Below are 16,928 nucleotides of genomic sequence, written 5' to 3'. Positions count from 1 at the left end.
CGACATGGTAACGCGATTACAAGAATACTATGAGAACGAAGTTGTATCGGTGCTCATCCAAAAATTTGGGTATAAAAATCGCATGCAGGTGCCCAAATTGGAAAAGGTTGTCTTAAATATGGGTGTTGGTGAAGCTGTTCTCAATGCCAAAGTCATTGAAAATGCTGTTGAAGACTTGACCCGCATTGCTGGACAGCGGCCCTCAATTCGCAGGGCGCGAAAAGCCGTTTCAAATTTTAAGCTGCGACAGGGTGTACCCATTGGCTGTGCTGTCACGCTTCGCAGGTCTCGTATGTACGAATTTCTCGATCGTTTTTTCAATTTTTCTGTGCCGCGTATTCGCGACTTTCGCGGCCTTTCAATGCGCTCATTTGATGGTCGGGGCAACTATACGATCGGTATTCAGGAACAAATTATTTTTCCTGAGATTGACTATGATCAAATCGACAAAATTCGCGGCCTCGATGTAACCCTGGTCACTACGGCCTCTACGGATGAAGAGGCTTTTGAACTGCTCAACGAAATGGGCATGCCGTTTCAAAATCAAGATTAAATAAAAGAATTAACACGAGGTCAGGTCCAATATGGCTAAAAAATCTATGATTGCCAAAGCAAAGCGCAAACAGAAATTTGCAGTCCGCCGTTATAATCGGTGTCACAGATGCGGTAGGCCACGCGGTTATTTGCGCAAATTTGGTATTTGCCGTATATGTTTTCGCGAGTTGGCCCTCGCTGGTGAGATTCCCGGCGTGACAAAGGCCAGTTGGTAATTGAGGGAGAAGCCCACATGATGACGGATCCGATTGCCGATATGTTGACGCGCGTGCGAAATGCATGTCGCGCCGGACATCGCAAGGTGGATATTCCGAGTTCCAAGATGAAGCGCGAGATTGCCCGCATCTTAAAAGAAAGCGGCTTTGTTCACAATTATGCGTATATCGATGACAACCGACAGGGGTATTTGCGCCTTTATCTTAAATACAGTCCCGACGAGGAAAGCGCGATTCAAGGGTTGAAGCGCGAAAGTCGCCCCGGTCTGAGAAAATATGTGGGTAAAGACGAAATTCCTCGAATACTCAATGGATTGGGTGTCGCTATTTTATCGACATCAAAAGGTATTTTGACAGATCGGACTGCGCGTCGAGAAGGTGTTGGCGGCGAAGTTGTTTGTAGCGTCTGGTAGAGGTCTGGAAGGAGTATATTGTGTCGAGAATAGGTCAACAGCCGATTGACGTTCCAGGGGGCGTCAATGTGCAAATTGGGGCCACACAGGCGGAAATAAAAGGCCCTAAAGGGACTTTACAGGTACCTTTACATCCGCTCACACAGGTCGTGCAAGAGGGTGAATCCCTTTCTGTCACCGTGGAAGATCCCGAAGACCGGCATCACAAATCTATTTGGGGCCTCACGCGTGCTTTATTGGCAAATGCTGTTCAGGGCGTAACGGCTGGTTTTGAGAAGTACCTGGTCGTTGTTGGAGTGGGATATCGCGCAGATATGAAAGGAAAAAATTTGGATATCAACGTGGGGTTCAGTCACCCGGTAACGGTTGAAGCCCCTCAGGGAATTGAATTTAGTGTCGATGCGCCTCCCTCTGAGATCGAGAATTCCCAGGCGCTGGTTAAGATTAGTGGAGCCGATAAAGAACTCGTGGGACGCACAGCGGCGAACATCCGAAATATTCGGCCTCCCGAACCCTATAAGGGGAAAGGTATCCGATATAGCGGCGAATACGTACGGCGCAAGGCCGGCAAGGCAGCAGTAGCTTAAATTTTGAGGTTGTTCAATGGCAGACAAGCAAATTAAAAAGACCAGGATGCGCAGGCGTCGTCAAATGCGCATTAGAAAGAGGCTTTTGGGAACGGCTGATCGCCCGCGTCTGACGATTTTCAGGAGTCTAAAACACATTCAGGCGCAATTGATTGATGATGTGAATGGACGCTCTCTAATGGGTATATCCTCAAATGCTCCGCAGCTCAAAGATCAGTTGCGAACTATTGAAGGCAAATGCCATAAAAGCCGTGAAGTGGGGAAAGCATTGGCCGTGCGAGCGCAGGAAGCTGGTATCTCACAGGTCGTTTTTGATCGCGCAGGTTATCTCTATCACGGTCGTGTCAAAGCATTGGCTGAAGGAGCACGCGAAGGCGGGTTGAATTTTTAATGTTAAGGAGCCGATTTTGAGCAAAATTGAAGCCACGGGTTTAGATCTGACGGAAATCGTTATCAACAATAGCATCAAACGGGTATCTCACGTTCGCAAAGGTGGACGACGTTTTGCTTTTAATGCGCTTTGTGTAATTGGTGACAAAAAAGGTATTGTTGGGATTGGAATGGGGAAAGCGGGCGAAGTCTCTGAAGCCATTCGCAAAGCTGCCGACGATGCAAATAAAAATCTGGTGCGCGTGCCAGTCGTTGATGGAACATTGCCCCACGAGATTATTGGACGGTTTGGTGCTTCTCGCGTTTTGCTCAAACCCGCTGCGCCCGGTACGGGTATTATTGCAGGAGGCGGTGTGCGTGCGGTTTTGGAACTGGCTGGCGTTCAAAATGTGCTGACGAAGTCATTGGGATCTCAAAATCCTCAGAATGCTGTTAAAGCCGCGATGGAAGGATTAACGCGGTTGAAAGATGCGAGAATGTTTGCACTATTGCGAGGCGTAGAAGAATCCGAATTGGTTTCTGTACGGGGGTAGTGATGGGCGATCAAAAAACACTGCGGGTTACACAAATTCGCAGTGCAATTAAGCGGCAAAAAAAACAACAACAGACGCTGGATGCGTTGGGAATTCGCCGCATTCGGCATACTGTAGAACACGCTGATTCTCCCCAATTGCGCGGCATGCTGGCGACTGTTGCACATCTGGTCAAAGTTGAAGAAACTTGAAACACGGGATGCGATAATGAAACTTGGGAATCTCTCTCCGCCTCAGGGGGCAACTTCTAAAAAGAAACGTTTGGGCATTGGCCCTGGCTCTGGAACAGGCAAGACTGCGGGTAAAGGGCACAAAGGGCAGCGGGCGCGTTCGGGATCCAAACGCAAAGTTGGGTTTGAAGGGGGACAAACACCCCTGCACCGGCGCTTGCCGAAAGTTGGGTTTAACAATCCTTTTCGGGTGACCTATCAGGTCGTAAACCTCGACGATTTGGCAAGTAGGGAGTTTTCGGGTGAGATTACCCCCGAAGTGCTCAAAGATGCGGGTTTGATTGCCTCTACAAAACGCCCTGTGAAAATTTTGGGGCGAGGCGAAATTTCTGTACCATTGCAGATTCGGGTTCAGGCAATATCAGCTGCGGCAGAAAAAAAAGTTCTTGCAGCTGGCGGAGATGTTGAGGCCAAAACCGACTGAGCTCGGCTGAGAGGAGGCGGTGTTGCTCGAGAGCGTCAAGAGCGTTTTTAAAATTCCGGAACTGCGATATAAGGTGTTATTTACGCTGGGTATTCTGGCGATTTATCGCCTGGGAGGGCAGATTCCCATACCCGGAATAGATCGGGTTGCCCTGGGAGAATTTTTTGCAGGCACCAGCCAAACGATCTTTGGTCTCTACGACATGTTTGTAGGTGGGGCATTTACCCGTGCGACGGTATTTGCACTGGGTATTATGCCTTATATCAGCGCGTCCATTATTTTTCAATTGATGGGTGCTGTCGTGCCATCTCTTCAAAAGTTGCAAAAAGAAGGGGAAGCGGGGCGAAAAAAGATTATACAATATACGCGGTATGGCACAGTTGCACTGGCTGCGGCGCAATCCTTGGGGGTGAGTTTTTTCCTGGAGAGCCTTCAGTCGCCAGCGACTGGACTTTCGGTCGTCCTCTATCCCGGGTGGGGCTTCCGACTGTTGACTGTATTGACAATTACTGCCGGAACCGTGTTGATTATGTGGTTGGGGGAACAAATTGACGCACACGGTATTGGCAACGGAATGTCGCTACTCATTTTTATTGGCATTATTGCGGCATTGCCCTTTGTCGTGCGGCAGGAATATCGCGATTTTGTGACCAATGACAAAGCAATTTTGATCGAAATAGCTGTTTTAGTAATCGTTGTTGCCTTAACTGCTCTGGTTGTGCTCATCACACAGGGCACGCGTAGAATTCCGGTACAATACGCCAAACGCGTCGTTGGACGACGGGTATATGGTGGGCAAAGCACACATATACCGCTCAAAGTCAATACTTCTGGCGTGATGCCTATTATTTTTGCTCAGGCCATTATGTTTTTACCTGCGACAATGGCTGGCTTTGCCCCTAATAATGTATTTATGCAAAATCTCGCGGCTGCTTTTACGCCGAGTATGTCCTGGGTGTCATTGCCTTACTGGTCAATTTACTCCTTGCTGGTCATTTTCTTTGCTTATTTTTATACCGCCATTGTGTTTAATCCGATTGATCTAGCGGATAATATGAAACGGCAAGGCGGATTTATTCCCGGCGTCAGACCGGGCAAACGCACGTCGGACTTTATCGATCGGGTGCTTACGCGAATCAACATGCCAGGTGCGATTTTCTTAGCTGCAATAGCCGTTGGCCCATACTTTATTATCAATTCTATGGGGGTTCATCCTGGTCTCGAACAAGTGTTTGGCGGTACGGGTTTGTTGATTATGGTCGGTGTGGCACTCGACACTTTACAGCAGGTTGAATCGCATTTGCTGATGCGTCACTACGATGGGTTTATGAAAAAAGGCCGCATTCGAGGACGCCGAGCTTGATCTACTCAGAATGCTGGAGATTTATTTATGAAAGTTCAATCATCAGTTCGCCGTCGTTGCAATCACTGCAAGATCATTCGCCGCCGCGGTGTCGTGCGCGTGATTTGCAAAGTCAACCCGCGACACAAACAGCGACAAGGATAACCTTATAGGAGACGCAATCGCATGGCCCGAATTGCAGGTGTAGATATTCCAAGAGAAAAGCGCGTGGAAGTTGCGTTGACATATATTTTGGGTATTGGTTTGAGCACTTCACAAAAAATTTTGACACAGACGCAGATTTCGCCTGATACGCGCGTAGATGCTTTGACTGACGAGGAAGTCACCAAATTGCGCTCAGTTGTCGAAGGCGAGTACAAGGTTGAAGGAAACCTGCGAAGCGAAGTTGCAATGAACATCAAGCGATTGATGGATATTGGATGCTATCGAGGTTTGCGATGGCGTCGCGGTTTGCCGGTGAGAGGGCAGCGGACGCGCACCAATGCCAGGACGCGCAAGGGAAAGAAACCCGGTATTGGCAGTCGCAGACGAACCGTATAGATGGACGCAGGACAATCAAAGGAGGAGTCGTTTGGCGGTCAGAAGAGGAAGACGACGGAATAGACGCGTTGAAGCCCATGGCGTCGCACATGTCAATGCCAGTTTTAACAATACTATTGTCACTCTAAGTGACCGTGAAGGTAGAGTTATTTCCTGGTCATCAACGGGGAAAGTCGGGTTTAAAGGGTCGAGAAAAAGTACGCCTTATGCTGCTCAGTTGGCTGCCACTGATGCGGCGCGAGAAGCCATGGCAATGGGTTTGCGCCGGGTGGAAGTCTGGGTCAAAGGACCTGGCGTTGGGCGAGAAGCCGCCGTGCGGTCGCTGCAGGGAGCTGGATTGGAAATTTCAGCGATCAAAGATGTTACCCCAATTCCACACAATGGGTGCCGTCCTCCTAAGCGCCGCCGCGTTTAACACAGAAAACAGGGAGATATTGAATGGCGAGATACACTGGCCCAAGTTGTAAATTGTGTCGCCGAGAAGGCATGAAGTTGTTTCTCAAAGGTGCGCGATGTCACATGGACAAATGTTCATTTGACCGACGAAGTTATGCGCCCGGCATGCATGGACAAAATATGCGTCGAAAGCCGTCGGAATACGCACTTCAGCTTCGTGAAAAACAAAAAACAAAGCGTATCTACGGCGTACTGGAAAATCAGTTTCGCACGTATTATTCAAAAGCCGCTCGTAGAAAGGGTGTGACGGGTGAGTTGCTTTTGCAGATGCTCGAATGTCGTCTGGACAACATGATATATCGCTTGGGTTTTGCACCATCTCGAAAATCAGCGCGACAACTCGTGAGACATCGCCACATCGCTGTCAATGGACGAACCGTAGATATTCCTTCATTTCAGGTTTCGCCGGGAGATACTGTGCAGGTACGAGAAAAAAGTCGCCAGATGCAACTCATTCACGATGCACTCACGCGCACTGGTGATGCTGGTCAATCGTCTTGGCTTTCGGTAGATAAAGTGAATTTGAGCGGTACGCTTGTAGAATATCCAAAGCGAGATGATATACCAACGCCTGTTGAAGAGCAGCTCATTGTTGAGCTTTACTCCAAGTAATGGACGCGCACCGGGAGCTTTTGTTTATGAACGCGAAAAATTTTCAAATGCCTCGATTTGTACAGATCGATGAAGAAAGCCTGAGTGATGATTACGGCCTGTTTAGTGTTCAGCCTCTTGAGCGCGGGTTTGGTGCTACGATTGGGAATGCACTGCGCCGTGTCTTGCTTTCTTCCATTGAGGGGGCTGCTGTTAAGGCCGTGAAAATTGAAGGAATTCAGCACGAGTTTACCGTGATTGAGGGCGTCGTGGAAGATGTGACGGAAGTCGTTCTAAATCTCAAGGAAATTTGCCTGCGCATGCATACAGATGCAGACAAATTGCTATATGTAAAAAAAGAGGGTCCGGGAGAACTCAAGGCTGGCGATTTGCAAGTCGATGCCGATGTCGAAGTCATGAATCCCGATTTACATATTGCAACACTCGACAAAGACGGTGTGCTCGACATGGAAGTCACCGTTGGGAAAGGCCGAGGCTATGTGCTGGCAGAAGCAAACAAGCAGGCAGACCAGCCCATGGGGACCATTGTGTTGGATGCTGCTTTTTCCCCAATCCGAAAAGTGCATTATGAAATCGATAATGCGCGCGTAGGGCAGCAGACCGATTACGATAAACTTTCACTGGCTGTTTGGACAAACAGCGTTGTGCGACCCGACGATGCGGTGGCTCATGCTGCGAGAATATTGAAAAATCATCTCGAGTTGTTTATCAATTTTGAAGAAGAGCCAGAAGAAGAATTGGAAGAAGTTGTCGATGAGGAAACGCGCCGCATTGCAACACTGCTCAAGATGCCTGTAGATGAGTTGGAATTGTCGGTGCGGTCGGCAAATTGCTTAAAGGCTGCCAATATTATAACACTTGAAGATCTCGTTCAAAAAACGGAAAACGAAATGCTCAAATTCCGCAATTTTGGCCGCAAATCGCTCAATGAATTGACAGCTATTCTCGAAAATTTGGGTATCGCATTTGGCATTGATGTAAGCAAATATCAAGATGTCGCTTCCAAATCTGACCACATCTCGATTTTGGACGACGATTTTTAACGAGGAAACCAATGAGGCACGGGAAAAGGGGCAGAAAGCTGGGTCGCACGGCGAGCCACAAAAAAGCCATGCTCAACAATATGGCCACGTCTCTATTTGACAACGGCAAGGTGCGTACTACACTGCCAAAGGCGAAAGAATTGCGCAGTGTCGCCGAACGATTGATCTCTTTTGCCAAGCGTGGCGACTTGCACGCGCGGCGTCAAGTTTTGCGGCGTATTCAGAATAAGGTGGTGCTCACAAAGTTATTTGAAGAAATTGGTCCCTCATTTGCCGACCGAGGTGGCGGATATACGCGTATTCTCAAGCTGGGTCCCAGGCGAGGTGATAGCAGTGAATTGTGTTTGATTGAGCTGGTGTCCGATGACGCAATAACCGAATCCGATGTTGAGGAAACCGAGTCTGACGCTTCTGCTGAAGAAGAGGAAGTTGTAGAGGAAAAGAAAGACGCTTGACCTTGTCTATGCATTGTTTAAAGGGCAAACCGACAGATGTCGATTTGCCCTTTTTTATTTATAAAAAAGGCGACATTGACAATGTCACCTTTTGGTTTGTATGAAAAATTCAGTCTCTTGAGATATCGAGAATCTCATAAGTGAGTATGCCGACGGGCACTTGAACATCGACGACCTCGCCAACGCGTTTGCCCAACAGAGCTTTGCCAATGGGAGATGCTGTCGATATTTTATTCTGGTCAAAATCAGCTTCATCCACGGTGACCAGTGTGTACTGCATTTCTCTGCCATTTTTTTTATCTTGCAATTTGACCGTTGCGCCCAGATAGGCTTTGTCTTTGGGGATTTGGCTTTCGTCGATAATTTCTGAGTTCGTGAGTTTTTCTTGCAATTCGGCAATTTTCTTTTCGAGAAATGCCTGCCGCTCTTTGGCTGCATGGTATTCGGCGTTTTCGCTCAGGTCGCCAAACTCGCGCGCTTTTTTAATCGCTGCAATGACAATTGGCCGCTCTTTGGTTTGCAGACGGATCAACTCAGTTCGAATTTTCTCATACCCATTTTTGGTCAGATAAACGCGATTCATAATAATATCCCATGAAATGAAAAATCTATCTCGGAATCCACTGTCGGGTTTCGAGATAGACTTTTTTGACACACGGCATAATACGCTAAAAAGCTGTATGTTGTCTATATGTAAAAAAATAAGACCTTTATGGCGAGATGTCAAGTTCAAAACAAATGCGAGGTATATATTGCGTTTTGAAAATAGTTCAATCTCTGCTTGTTCAATGTGTATATTGAATTGTACAAAGTGATGTTTTCTCAGATGAAGGGGCTTGGAAAACAGCCCGTTGTACACCATTCTGTAGAGGAGCAGGCATGATGGATGCTGTTTTGGTGACGGGGGGAGCGGGATATGTTGGCAGTCACGCGGTTCGGCGTCTGTTGGAAGATCATCGCCGGGTTGTGGTGCTGGATGACCTGTCAACAGGACATCGGGAAGTTGTCACCTTGTTTGAAAGGGTGTATGGGCCAGAGCAATTTTGTTTCGAGCATGTCAATTTGCTCGATAGTCGTGCTCTGGTCTCTGTTTTTGAGAGACACAATTTTTGTGGCATTATCGATTTTGCCGCCAGGACGCTGGTGGGAGAATCCCAGGATGAGCCGTACAGGTATTTTGAGAATAATGTGATTGCTTTTCAGAATTTGTTGGATGTGGGCAAGGGCGTTCCCATTGTGAAATCATCTACGGCGGCGACGTATGGCGAACCCCGCGCAGAACACATTCCGCTGAAGGAAAATTATCAGCAGAACTGGATCACTGATGGCGGCTTTGAGAAAAGCCAGTTAATGCCCGCTGCGGTGGATTTTGAGACACTTTTGGGGTGGTATAAAAAACACATCGCTTTCAAACTCTCCGAAGAAGATATTGCTCTGCTAAAAATTCCCACGAATGTTTATGGCGTTACTAAAATGATGGATGAACGCATGCTGCTCTATGCCGAGCGAGAGGCTGGTGGAAGATATGTTGTTCTCCGCTATTTTAATGCCGCAGGTGCCGATCCTTCGCGGTTGATTGGTGAAGATCACGATCCCGAGACGCATTTGATCCCCATTGTTTTGCAAGTGGCTTTGGGGCAGCGCGAGAAGATAACTGTATTTGGAGATGATTATGCAACCCCCGATGGCACGGCTGTACGAGATTATATTTCTGTGGTGGAATTGGCCGATGCACATATTAAGAGCCTGGATATGTTGTTGGCAGGGGGTCGTTCTGCGACGTACAATCTCGGCAGGGGGCAGGGCGTGAGTGTGCGGGAGATTTTGGAGGCTGCACGCGAAGTAACCGGTCATGAGATTCCCGAAGCGATTGGACCGCGGCGAAGTGGCGATCCCGCAACGCTTATTGCCGATGTGAGTCGCATTCAGCGCGATATGGGGTGGGCTGCGAGAGAAACGCTGCACGAGTTGCTGGAGTCCGCCTGGCACTGGCATAGGCTCCATCCATGCGGCTATCGAGTTGTGCAGGAAGAACGATTCAATCCTTTTTGGAATCGGTGGGTCAATATCGCTGCCCATCGCGCAGACAGGCCCTGGCGCGGAGAAACGCAGTCTATGGAGGGATCAGATGATATGGTTTATGATCCCGAATGCTATCTCTGCCCCGGAAATACGCGAACGTCGGGTGATGTGAATCCAGATTACAAGGGTGTGTGGACATTTGAGAACGATTTTCCCACGCTGGTATTGGATGCCTATCAAACGCAGGCGCAATTGGGACCCTACCTCTCGCGCACCTCTCGGGGCGTGTGCGAGGTGGTGGTCTATACGCCCAATCACGCCCAGCGTTTGTCAACGCTGTCTTTGGACGCGTTCGTTCAGGTGGTTGACGCATGGGCAGAGATTTACGACCGGTTGGGGAAGGTGCCAGAGATTGTGTATCCGCTAATTTTTGAGAATTCGGGCACGGTGATGGGCAATTCTCAACCGCATCCGCATGGACAGGTTTATGCGTATTGCGAGGTTCCCGATCTGATGGTGAAACCGCAATTGGCTATGTTTGAATCCCATCGCGAGAAAACGGGGCGTTGTTTTGTGTGCGATGCCAATCGAGTCGAAGTCGGAGATGGACGGCGAATTCTCATTGATCGTCCTCATGTGTTGGCTTATGTTCCGTTTGCCGCACAATTCCCCTACGATGTGATCATTGTGCCGAAGGCACACGCTGCGAGTTTGTTGGATTTGGATGGGGAAGAACGGCGCAGCCTGGCTGCGGGATTGCGCGATGTTCTCGGCGGGTTAGACGGTTTGTTTGCCGCGCCGTATCACTACACTCTGGCATTGATGCAAGCTCCGACAGATGGCGTGGATCGCGGTTATCACATGCAAATTCACATTACGTCGCTTTTGCGGGGACCTGGTTTGCGGAAGCATGTGGTGGGGGCAGATATTTTTGGGAATCTCATCAATCCCTCAGATCCGGATATGACGGCAGAGGAGATCCGGTGGGCGATGCGAAAAGTTGAGAAGGGGTAATTTCAATGGTGCATCCTATTATCACACAGGCGCGAGACGTTTTTGTATCGGTTTTTGAGGGAAAAGCGGATGTCGTCGTGCAGGCACCGGGGCGCGTCAATTTGATTGGGGAACACACGGATTACAATGAGGGCTTTGTGTTTCCCGCCGCGATTGACCGTTGGGTGGTTGTTGCTGCACGGTCGAGAATTGATTCGCGGGTGCGGATTTACTCGGCAATGCACGAAGAGGTGACTGAGTTCCGGGTCGATGATGTATTGGAGGCACAGGGCAATTGGGCGGATTATCCAAAGGGAGTGGTGCGCGAGTTTCAAAAGCTCGGGCATTCGCTGTGTGGTTTTGATGCGGCGATTGTGGGCAACGTGCCTATGGGAGCCGGACTGAGCAGTTCGGCTGCTGTGGAGATGGCGGTGGGGAAGGGGATGGTTGTGTTAAACCGCATTGAAATAAGTGGATCTGATCTGGCTCTTTTGGGACAGCGTGCAGAGAATCATTTTGTGGGTGTTAATTGCGGGATCATGGATCAGTTTATCTCGGCAAATGGCCGGGCAGGTCACGCGCTGTTTCTCGATTGCCGCGATCTCTCGTTTGAACTTGTCCCTCTTTTTGGCGATGATGTGCAGATTGTGATTTGCAACTCGGGCGTGACGCGCGGGCTGACGGATTCGGCGTATAATAATCGGCGATCTGCGTGTGAAAGTGGGGTTTCGCTTCTCGCACGGGCGATGGGGACGGATATACAAGCATTGCGTGATGTGTCGATGGAGATGCTGGATGTTTACGGTGGTGTGTTGTCGGAGATGGTCTTGAAACGGTGCCGCCATGTGATAACGGAAAATGAACGCACGCAGCGGGCGGTTGCATTGCTCAAGAAAGGGGATTTGTCGGGATTTGGACAGTTGATGGTCGCATCCCACGAGAGTTTGCGAGATGATTACGAGGTGAGTGGAGATGAACTTGATCTGCTGGTGGAAATTGCCCTGAATGTGCCAGGAGTGCTCGGCGCACGGATGACTGGCGCTGGGTTTGGGGGGTGTACTGTAAATATTGTTGACCGGGATGCTGTGCCAGCCCTGACAGATGCGATAAATGAGCGGTATCCCAGGACAACTGGTTTGACGCCTGAGATTTACGTTTGTTCAGCGGTCAATGGCGCAGAGCGGGTGGGGTAAAGAGCAGTATATAAGTTCGAGAGTAGTATCCGCTCTTTACTCTACAATGCGAAAATAAACGTATTTCCTATCCGTCTGCTCTGTCCGCTTATCCCTCGCCAATACCGTCAATTGATAAATACCCTCGGGCACCTGATTCACATCAATCTGCAAATACGTGAAATCATTTTCTCTATTGCCCTCGTAAGAGGCTGTCACGGTTCGAGTTAAATTGCCATCTTTTGATCTTTTGATCTTCAAGTCCTCAGCGGCTATGTAATGGATCTGCCCGCCACTCGTATAAACCTTCGTCTCGCCCCATATATCGCTATCGGAAAATGCGCTACTGCCCTCCTCGCCATCCTCTGTCCGTCCGGTCTGCAACCCCTGAGCTTCTGCTATTTGTCCACTGCGTAGATCAATCTCTGTTTTGCCCATCGTAGAAATCAGACTGTGAGACGCGAATAATGTGGGCGACAGCGTATCTACCTCTGGCTTGCCGATGGTGTAGGAGATCTCATATTGCGTACTGCCAAAATCGTCGCGCTGGAGATCATACAATTCCAGATAGATAAACACTGATTCAGACTTTGAAAATGTGCGGACTGGATTGGGTGTGATGAGCAGGTCGTCGCGGCTTTCTGGCAATGCTTTCTTAGCTTGAATATCGCTGCCGACGAGCAGATCACTCAGGTGGAAGGTCTCCTGGTTATATACGAAGGGTTTCTCGTCGCGTGCCACACCAATGAGACCGGATGTTTGATCCATAAATTCTATTGAAAAATGATAGCTGCTCTGGCGTACAGGTACCGTGCGGGAGATTAACAGGTGATCGTTGCGATGCCGTGCTGCGGCGCTTTGTGCTGGTTGCGGCTTCGGAAAAGTAAGGGTCTTGAACTTGCGATAGTTATACATATCGCTCCACTGCTCATCAAAGAAGAAGACGCCATCCCAAAAACTCACTTTGCCCGTTTCTGGGTTTTTTGTTAATTGGTTTTTGGGAATCATATAGCTGAGTTCGACGCGCATCCTGTTTTGTTCTTCAAAGGTGGCGATCTGATAGGGGAGGGTGTATTTGCGATTGAGGTAAGGATCGACAAAGCGTTGGGCTGTTTTTCGGAAGGTATGATGCGAGGCTTCGTCGAAGTAGCCCGGGTAATAACGAGAACCACGTTGTCCTATCTCAAAACCACCACAGAAGCTCCAGCGATCACTGCCATTCCCGCAATATTCGATCTTAAATGTTTCGTAATACCATGTTTCCATCATTCTATGAAATGCCCTATACGGGTCATTTCCTACAGAAAAGAAAAAGGTTTTTCTTTTTCTATATCTTCCAAATTTGATATAAGTCTTCCCCATATCCGTCTGCCAGCCCTCGACATCATCAGAAAACCGCCTGAATCGCAAATTCGCATACGCCATACGACCAAAGTGCGCCATCTTTCTTTCGTTAAATTCTGACAAATAGAGCGGATCCTGGCGCTTCCAAAACATCTCGCGTTTCAAGAGCGCGTCAATCGTCTGTGTCGCGCGGGATGCATGATTTTCTTCGGACACGAGCAGGTCGATAGAGTCCAGTAACTCGCGCTCTTCAACACTCATCAAGTCAAGGGCGCGTTGATAGTATTCATGCGATTCATCGAATTCGCCAATCTGATAGGCGGCAAGGCCACAGAACAAGAGCGCATTTTTGTCATCTGGATATTGCGCACGCAGGGTTTGCATCAGGGCATGAAAGGCATCCCAGTATTTATCTTCAAAGTAGAGTATGCCCAACAAATAATAGGGTTGCTGGTTGGTCTCATCCAATTGGATGCTTTTTCGCAGGACCTGAATAGCTTCTTGTTTGGCTTCCTGAGCGAATCCCCTGAAATCCCGGGTTTGGGCATTATCTTTTACTCTGAGAAACTCATATACCCAGAACATCCCCAGCCCGTTGAGGACATCTGTATTGTTGGGATGCTTTTCGGTCACGTCCTTGAATTGGTGGAATGCGCGTGACCGAAAGCCTTGATGCCACAAAATCTTTCCGCGCGTTAGCTGATACTCAATATTGTCGGGATCACTTGCGATTGCCTGCTTTACCATCCGCATTGCGCGTTGTCGGCTATTTACACTATGGTCCAATAGATGTAGTTTGGCCAATTCGTTGTATGCAGGTGCATACTTTTTGTCTTTGGAAATAATCTCTTCAAGAGATTTTATGCTTTCTCTATGGCTCACCACACCGACTTGCTCTATTGCGTTCTGAAACAGCGTGTCTATCGTTGTTTCACCTCTGGATAAGCCAGAAACAAATAGGCAGGCCAACGCAATCATTCCAATATGAACTGTGAATCGCATTCTCATCCTCTTTTTTTGCGAATACTGTGAATAGTTTTCGTCGGTTCAGTTTTTAGCTGGAATAGGCCCATTGGTCAATAATGCCTTCACGGCAGTTTCAACGCGGTCTCCGCGCAGATTCGGCGCGTTGATGACGCCATTTTGGTTTACCAGAAATGCCGATGGGATGCCCCATACGCCGTAGGATTTTGAAATTGCTCGCGCCTTTTCTTTGTCAAATACCTGCACATAGCTCAGCTTTTCTTTTTGGACAAAATTTCGTAGTGTTTGCTCATCGCGATCCAAACTCACGCCTACGACTTCCAGACCCTGATCTCGATATGTTTCAGCAATTCTTTTAATTGTAGGAATTTCATCGATGCACGGGCCACACCACGTTGCCCAAAAATCGATCAACACGGCTTTTTTACCCCGATAATCTGCGAGCCGAAATGTTGATCCATCCACCCGTTTGACCTCAAATTCGGGTGCCATATCTCCCAGGCTCAATGTCGTGCGTTCCTCCATTTCCAATTCCGCCATATAATTCAATTCTTTTTTATCCGTCAGATCAATCGTATCGACTTTGCTCTAGTGTTTTCTACCTGAACCGAGGTGGTCAGTTTTGCGAAACCTGATGGCAATCCGCGCAGAAGGCAGATCGCGCAATCCAAACCGTCCCTCTTTATCTGTTTCAGTACCGCTTAGTGAGACAAAATTCTCAGGATCCTCTGATAAAATATGGATGCTTACATAAACACCTGAAACAGGCTGTCCATTGTGAGTTGCAACACCTGTAATTCGCGCATCGCCGAGGGGCTCAAAATTCAGCGTCACATCGCGGTCTTCGATTACCACTGTTCGAGATTGACCAGAGTGATGTATTGCCATCGTGTGACCATCTATTTCCAATTCTTCGGGCTCGGGCCCGCTCATGAGAATGCGATATTCCCCCGGGTCCAGGTAGTCCAAACGATATGCACCATTAGTATCTGTACGGTCTGTTTTCGGAAAAATATGACCGCTTGATCTTTTAGCTGAAAAGGCCATGATTTTTAACCCTTCAACAGAACCGTCATTCAGGGATACCACGCCTGAAACAGAATACATATCGTTCGAGATGTCAAAGTTCCGCGTTATATCGCGGTCTTCGATTATCAGCGTCTGAGATTGAACGGGGTAATGGATTGTCTTCGCGCGTCCGTCTATTTCCTTTTTTTTGAGTAAACTCACGAGAATGTGATATTCCCCCGGCTCCAGATCGTCTAAACGATATACACTATTGGCATCTGTGTGGTCTGTTTTTGGATAAGTAAGATCATTTGATCTTTCAACTGGAAAAGCCCTGATTTCCAGTCCTTCTACAGAATCTTCATTTAGGGATACCACACCTGATACAGAATACACACGTTGTTGCTGCAATTCAGGTGTGGATTTTGTCAGAGTGGTCTCGGACGCAGCAACAGGTTGGACGAATGGAATTACCGGTTCTGAAAACGGTGCTGGCGAATCAAATTGAAAACGCATTGAAGGCATACACAAAGATGCGATGGGAATGACCAGCACGCCGATAAGACACCAGTTCAAAAGCAGACTGCGCTTTGCTGCCTGTCGCGTGTCCAGGAGCCACACGGCAAGTAGAACAAGACCCATAAATAGGGTGGTCTTGATAGTCGTATCGAGGAGAAATATGGCAATCGGGTCCAGTATAGCTGTGTCGATCATGATGTGTTTCCTTTGCGTTGCTTGAGTTTTTCACGCAATCGCGTCAGTAAGAATAATGACAACCGCCATTCGTCACTCCGGCGTAGGCTGGAGGCCAGTGGATTTAGACACAAAACTTATTTGAAAGACCATTTATTCTATGATGCGAAAATAAACGTATTTCCTATCCGTCTGATCAGTCTGTTTGTCCCTCGCCAATACCGTCAATTGATAAATTCCTTCAGGCACCTGGTTCACATCAATCTGCAAATACGTGAAATCATCTTCTCGATTGCCTTCGTAATTCGCTGTTACTGTGCGCGTTAAATCCCCATCTTTTGATCGCTTGATTTTCAAGTCCTCAGCAGCGATGTGATGGACTTGACCTCCGCTCGTATAAACCTTCGTCTCGCCCCATATATCGCTATCGGAAAATGCGCTACTGCCCTCCTCACTATCCTCTGATAGTCCGGTCTGCAACCCTTGAGCAGCCATATAATCTGTTTGTCCACTCTCCAGATTTATCTCTGTTTTACCCATCGTAGAAATCAGACTGTGAGACGCGAATAATGTGGGCGATAGCGCATCTACCTCTGGTTTGCCGATAGTGTAGGAGATCTCATACTGGGTATTGCCATAGTCATCGCGCTGGAGATCATACAGTTCCAGATAGATAAAGACCGATTCAGACTGTGAAAATGTGCGAACAGGATTGGGTGTGATGATCAGGTCGTCACGGGTTTCTGGCAATGCTTTCTTCACTTGAATATCGCTGCCGACCAACAGATCACTCAGATGAAAGGTCTCATCGTCATAGACATACTGCTTCTCATCGCGTGCTACGCCAATTAGACCAGATGTTTCATCCATAAATTCTACTGAAAAATGATAGCGTC

The 16,928-nt window shown here is 48.3% G+C and carries 22 protein-coding genes; 17 read left to right on the top strand and 5 right to left on the bottom strand.

Annotated features, from left to right (window positions below; translation table 11 throughout):
• Window positions 1-4: 4 nt before the first annotated feature.
• Genes rplE through F4Y39_23050 form a run of 15 tightly spaced genes read left to right on the top strand, consistent with a single transcriptional unit; the run spans window position 5 to window position 7,816 of the window.
• Window positions 5-553 (top strand): 50S ribosomal protein L5, encoded by a 549-nt coding sequence (gene rplE / locus F4Y39_23120; GenBank protein MYC16633.1) that lies wholly within the window; start codon window positions 5-7, stop codon window positions 551-553.
• A 31-nt stretch (window positions 554-584) separates the two neighbouring features.
• Entirely contained in the window at window positions 585-770 is a 186-nt protein-coding gene (locus F4Y39_23115) for a type Z 30S ribosomal protein S14 (protein ID MYC16632.1), read from the top strand.
• Between the two features lie 20 nt (window positions 771-790).
• Window positions 791-1,183, top strand: a complete 393-nt coding sequence (gene rpsH, locus F4Y39_23110; protein ID MYC16631.1) for a 30S ribosomal protein S8 — start codon at window positions 791-793, stop codon at window positions 1,181-1,183.
• 20 nt (window positions 1,184-1,203) lie between these two features.
• Window positions 1,204-1,770, top strand: a complete 567-nt coding sequence (locus F4Y39_23105) for a 50S ribosomal protein L6 (protein MYC16630.1) — start codon at window positions 1,204-1,206, stop codon at window positions 1,768-1,770.
• A 16-nt stretch (window positions 1,771-1,786) separates the two neighbouring features.
• The gene (locus F4Y39_23100; GenBank protein ID MYC16629.1) at window positions 1,787-2,161 is read left to right on the top strand and encodes a 50S ribosomal protein L18; all 375 of its coding nucleotides are present in this window, start codon (window positions 1,787-1,789) and stop codon (window positions 2,159-2,161) included.
• 16 nt (window positions 2,162-2,177) lie between these two features.
• A complete protein-coding gene (locus F4Y39_23095; protein MYC16628.1) occupies window positions 2,178-2,693 on the top strand; it encodes a 30S ribosomal protein S5 in 516 nt (171 codons plus the stop codon).
• A gap of 2 nt (window positions 2,694-2,695) precedes the next feature.
• On the top strand, window positions 2,696-2,884 hold the full coding sequence (gene rpmD / locus F4Y39_23090; protein ID MYC16627.1) for a 50S ribosomal protein L30: 189 nt from the start codon (window positions 2,696-2,698) through the stop codon (window positions 2,882-2,884).
• Window positions 2,885-2,900: 16 nt separating this feature from the next.
• A complete protein-coding gene (locus F4Y39_23085; GenBank protein MYC16626.1) occupies window positions 2,901-3,347 on the top strand; it encodes a 50S ribosomal protein L15 in 447 nt (148 codons plus the stop codon).
• A gap of 22 nt (window positions 3,348-3,369) precedes the next feature.
• The gene (gene secY / locus F4Y39_23080; protein ID MYC16625.1) at window positions 3,370-4,710 is read left to right on the top strand and encodes a preprotein translocase subunit SecY; all 1,341 of its coding nucleotides are present in this window, start codon (window positions 3,370-3,372) and stop codon (window positions 4,708-4,710) included.
• A gap of 27 nt (window positions 4,711-4,737) precedes the next feature.
• Window positions 4,738-4,854 (top strand): 50S ribosomal protein L36, encoded by a 117-nt coding sequence (rpmJ, locus tag F4Y39_23075; GenBank protein ID MYC16624.1) that lies wholly within the window; start codon window positions 4,738-4,740, stop codon window positions 4,852-4,854.
• A gap of 21 nt (window positions 4,855-4,875) precedes the next feature.
• Window positions 4,876-5,250 (top strand): 30S ribosomal protein S13, encoded by a 375-nt coding sequence (gene rpsM, locus F4Y39_23070; GenBank protein MYC16623.1) that lies wholly within the window; start codon window positions 4,876-4,878, stop codon window positions 5,248-5,250.
• A complete protein-coding gene (rpsK, locus tag F4Y39_23065) occupies window positions 5,192-5,665 on the top strand; it encodes a 30S ribosomal protein S11 (GenBank protein ID MYC16622.1) in 474 nt (157 codons plus the stop codon). Before rpsM ends, rpsK begins: the two co-directional genes overlap by 59 nt.
• A gap of 23 nt (window positions 5,666-5,688) precedes the next feature.
• A complete protein-coding gene (rpsD, locus tag F4Y39_23060; protein ID MYC16621.1) occupies window positions 5,689-6,318 on the top strand; it encodes a 30S ribosomal protein S4 in 630 nt (209 codons plus the stop codon).
• Between the two features lie 26 nt (window positions 6,319-6,344).
• Complete coding sequence (locus F4Y39_23055; protein ID MYC16620.1) at window positions 6,345-7,361, top strand: DNA-directed RNA polymerase subunit alpha; 1,017 nt, start codon at window positions 6,345-6,347, stop codon at window positions 7,359-7,361.
• Window positions 7,362-7,372: 11 nt separating this feature from the next.
• Window positions 7,373-7,816 carry a 50S ribosomal protein L17 gene (locus tag F4Y39_23050; protein MYC16619.1) on the top strand — a complete coding sequence of 148 codons (444 nt, stop codon included), beginning with the start codon at window positions 7,373-7,375 and terminating at the stop codon, window positions 7,814-7,816.
• Between the two features lie 109 nt (window positions 7,817-7,925).
• Here the strand turns inward: F4Y39_23050 and greA are convergent, their stop codons facing one another.
• Complete coding sequence (gene greA / locus F4Y39_23045) at window positions 7,926-8,399, bottom strand: transcription elongation factor GreA (protein MYC16618.1); 474 nt, start codon at window positions 8,397-8,399, stop codon at window positions 7,926-7,928.
• Between the two features lie 296 nt (window positions 8,400-8,695).
• Here greA and galT point away from each other — a divergent pair, with 296 nt between their 5' ends.
• Both galT and F4Y39_23035 read left to right on the top strand, forming a co-directional pair.
• Window positions 8,696-10,852, top strand: a complete 2,157-nt coding sequence (galT, locus tag F4Y39_23040) for a galactose-1-phosphate uridylyltransferase (protein ID MYC16617.1) — start codon at window positions 8,696-8,698, stop codon at window positions 10,850-10,852.
• Between the two features lie 5 nt (window positions 10,853-10,857).
• Complete coding sequence (locus F4Y39_23035; protein MYC16616.1) at window positions 10,858-12,024, top strand: galactokinase; 1,167 nt, start codon at window positions 10,858-10,860, stop codon at window positions 12,022-12,024.
• A 36-nt stretch (window positions 12,025-12,060) separates the two neighbouring features.
• Here F4Y39_23035 and F4Y39_23030 read toward each other — a convergent pair whose 3' ends face one another.
• The 4 genes from F4Y39_23030 to F4Y39_23015 form a co-directional block, all read right to left on the bottom strand.
• Window positions 12,061-14,355: a GWxTD domain-containing protein gene (locus F4Y39_23030; GenBank protein ID MYC16615.1), complete on the bottom strand. Its 2,295-nt coding sequence runs from the start codon at window positions 14,353-14,355 to the stop codon at window positions 12,061-12,063.
• Between the two features lie 39 nt (window positions 14,356-14,394).
• Complete coding sequence (locus tag F4Y39_23025; protein ID MYC16614.1) at window positions 14,395-14,871, bottom strand: TlpA family protein disulfide reductase; 477 nt, start codon at window positions 14,869-14,871, stop codon at window positions 14,395-14,397.
• A 48-nt stretch (window positions 14,872-14,919) separates the two neighbouring features.
• Entirely contained in the window at window positions 14,920-16,053 is a 1,134-nt protein-coding gene (locus tag F4Y39_23020; GenBank protein MYC16613.1) for a hypothetical protein, read from the bottom strand.
• A 132-nt stretch (window positions 16,054-16,185) separates the two neighbouring features.
• On the bottom strand, window positions 16,186-16,902 hold the full coding sequence (locus F4Y39_23015; GenBank protein ID MYC16612.1) for a hypothetical protein: 717 nt from the start codon (window positions 16,900-16,902) through the stop codon (window positions 16,186-16,188).
• Window positions 16,903-16,928 lie beyond the last annotated feature (26 nt).

It is taken from the genome of Gemmatimonadota bacterium, from assembly GCA_009838845.1.
Taxonomy (GTDB): domain Bacteria; phylum Latescibacterota; class UBA2968; order UBA2968; family UBA2968; genus VXRD01.
This window is presented reverse-complemented; position numbering and strand designations above follow the sequence as displayed.

What these genes read in the sequence shown, in the direction of transcription:
- F4Y39_23025 (MYC16614.1), bottom strand. Translation starts at nt 14,871, where the DNA reads ATGGCGGAATTGGAAATGGAGGAACGCACGACATTGAGCCTGGGAGAT.
- F4Y39_23015 (MYC16612.1), bottom strand. Translation starts at nt 16,902, where the DNA reads ATGGATGAAACATCTGGTCTAATTGGCGTAGCACGCGATGAGAAGCAG.
- F4Y39_23020 (MYC16613.1), bottom strand. Translation starts at nt 16,053, where the DNA reads ATGATCGACACAGCTATACTGGACCCGATTGCCATATTTCTCCTCGAT.
- F4Y39_23085 (MYC16626.1), top strand. Translation starts at nt 2,901, where the DNA reads ATGAAACTTGGGAATCTCTCTCCGCCTCAGGGGGCAACTTCTAAAAAG.
- rpsH (MYC16631.1), top strand. Translation starts at nt 791, where the DNA reads ATGACGGATCCGATTGCCGATATGTTGACGCGCGTGCGAAATGCATGT.
- greA (MYC16618.1), bottom strand. Translation starts at nt 8,399, where the DNA reads ATGAATCGCGTTTATCTGACCAAAAATGGGTATGAGAAAATTCGAACT.
- galT (MYC16617.1), top strand. Translation starts at nt 8,696, where the DNA reads ATGATGGATGCTGTTTTGGTGACGGGGGGAGCGGGATATGTTGGCAGT.
- rpmD (MYC16627.1), top strand. Translation starts at nt 2,696, where the DNA reads ATGGGCGATCAAAAAACACTGCGGGTTACACAAATTCGCAGTGCAATT.
- F4Y39_23055 (MYC16620.1), top strand. Translation starts at nt 6,345, where the DNA reads ATGAACGCGAAAAATTTTCAAATGCCTCGATTTGTACAGATCGATGAA.
- F4Y39_23035 (MYC16616.1), top strand. Translation starts at nt 10,858, where the DNA reads ATGGTGCATCCTATTATCACACAGGCGCGAGACGTTTTTGTATCGGTT.
- rpsM (MYC16623.1), top strand. Translation starts at nt 4,876, where the DNA reads ATGGCCCGAATTGCAGGTGTAGATATTCCAAGAGAAAAGCGCGTGGAA.
- rplE (MYC16633.1), top strand. Translation starts at nt 5, where the DNA reads ATGGTAACGCGATTACAAGAATACTATGAGAACGAAGTTGTATCGGTG.
- rpmJ (MYC16624.1), top strand. Translation starts at nt 4,738, where the DNA reads ATGAAAGTTCAATCATCAGTTCGCCGTCGTTGCAATCACTGCAAGATC.
- rpsK (MYC16622.1), top strand. Translation starts at nt 5,192, where the DNA reads ATGCCAGGACGCGCAAGGGAAAGAAACCCGGTATTGGCAGTCGCAGAC.
- F4Y39_23100 (MYC16629.1), top strand. Translation starts at nt 1,787, where the DNA reads ATGGCAGACAAGCAAATTAAAAAGACCAGGATGCGCAGGCGTCGTCAA.
- F4Y39_23115 (MYC16632.1), top strand. Translation starts at nt 585, where the DNA reads ATGGCTAAAAAATCTATGATTGCCAAAGCAAAGCGCAAACAGAAATTT.
- F4Y39_23030 (MYC16615.1), bottom strand. Translation starts at nt 14,355, where the DNA reads ATGAGAATGCGATTCACAGTTCATATTGGAATGATTGCGTTGGCCTGC.
- F4Y39_23050 (MYC16619.1), top strand. Translation starts at nt 7,373, where the DNA reads ATGAGGCACGGGAAAAGGGGCAGAAAGCTGGGTCGCACGGCGAGCCAC.
- rpsD (MYC16621.1), top strand. Translation starts at nt 5,689, where the DNA reads ATGGCGAGATACACTGGCCCAAGTTGTAAATTGTGTCGCCGAGAAGGC.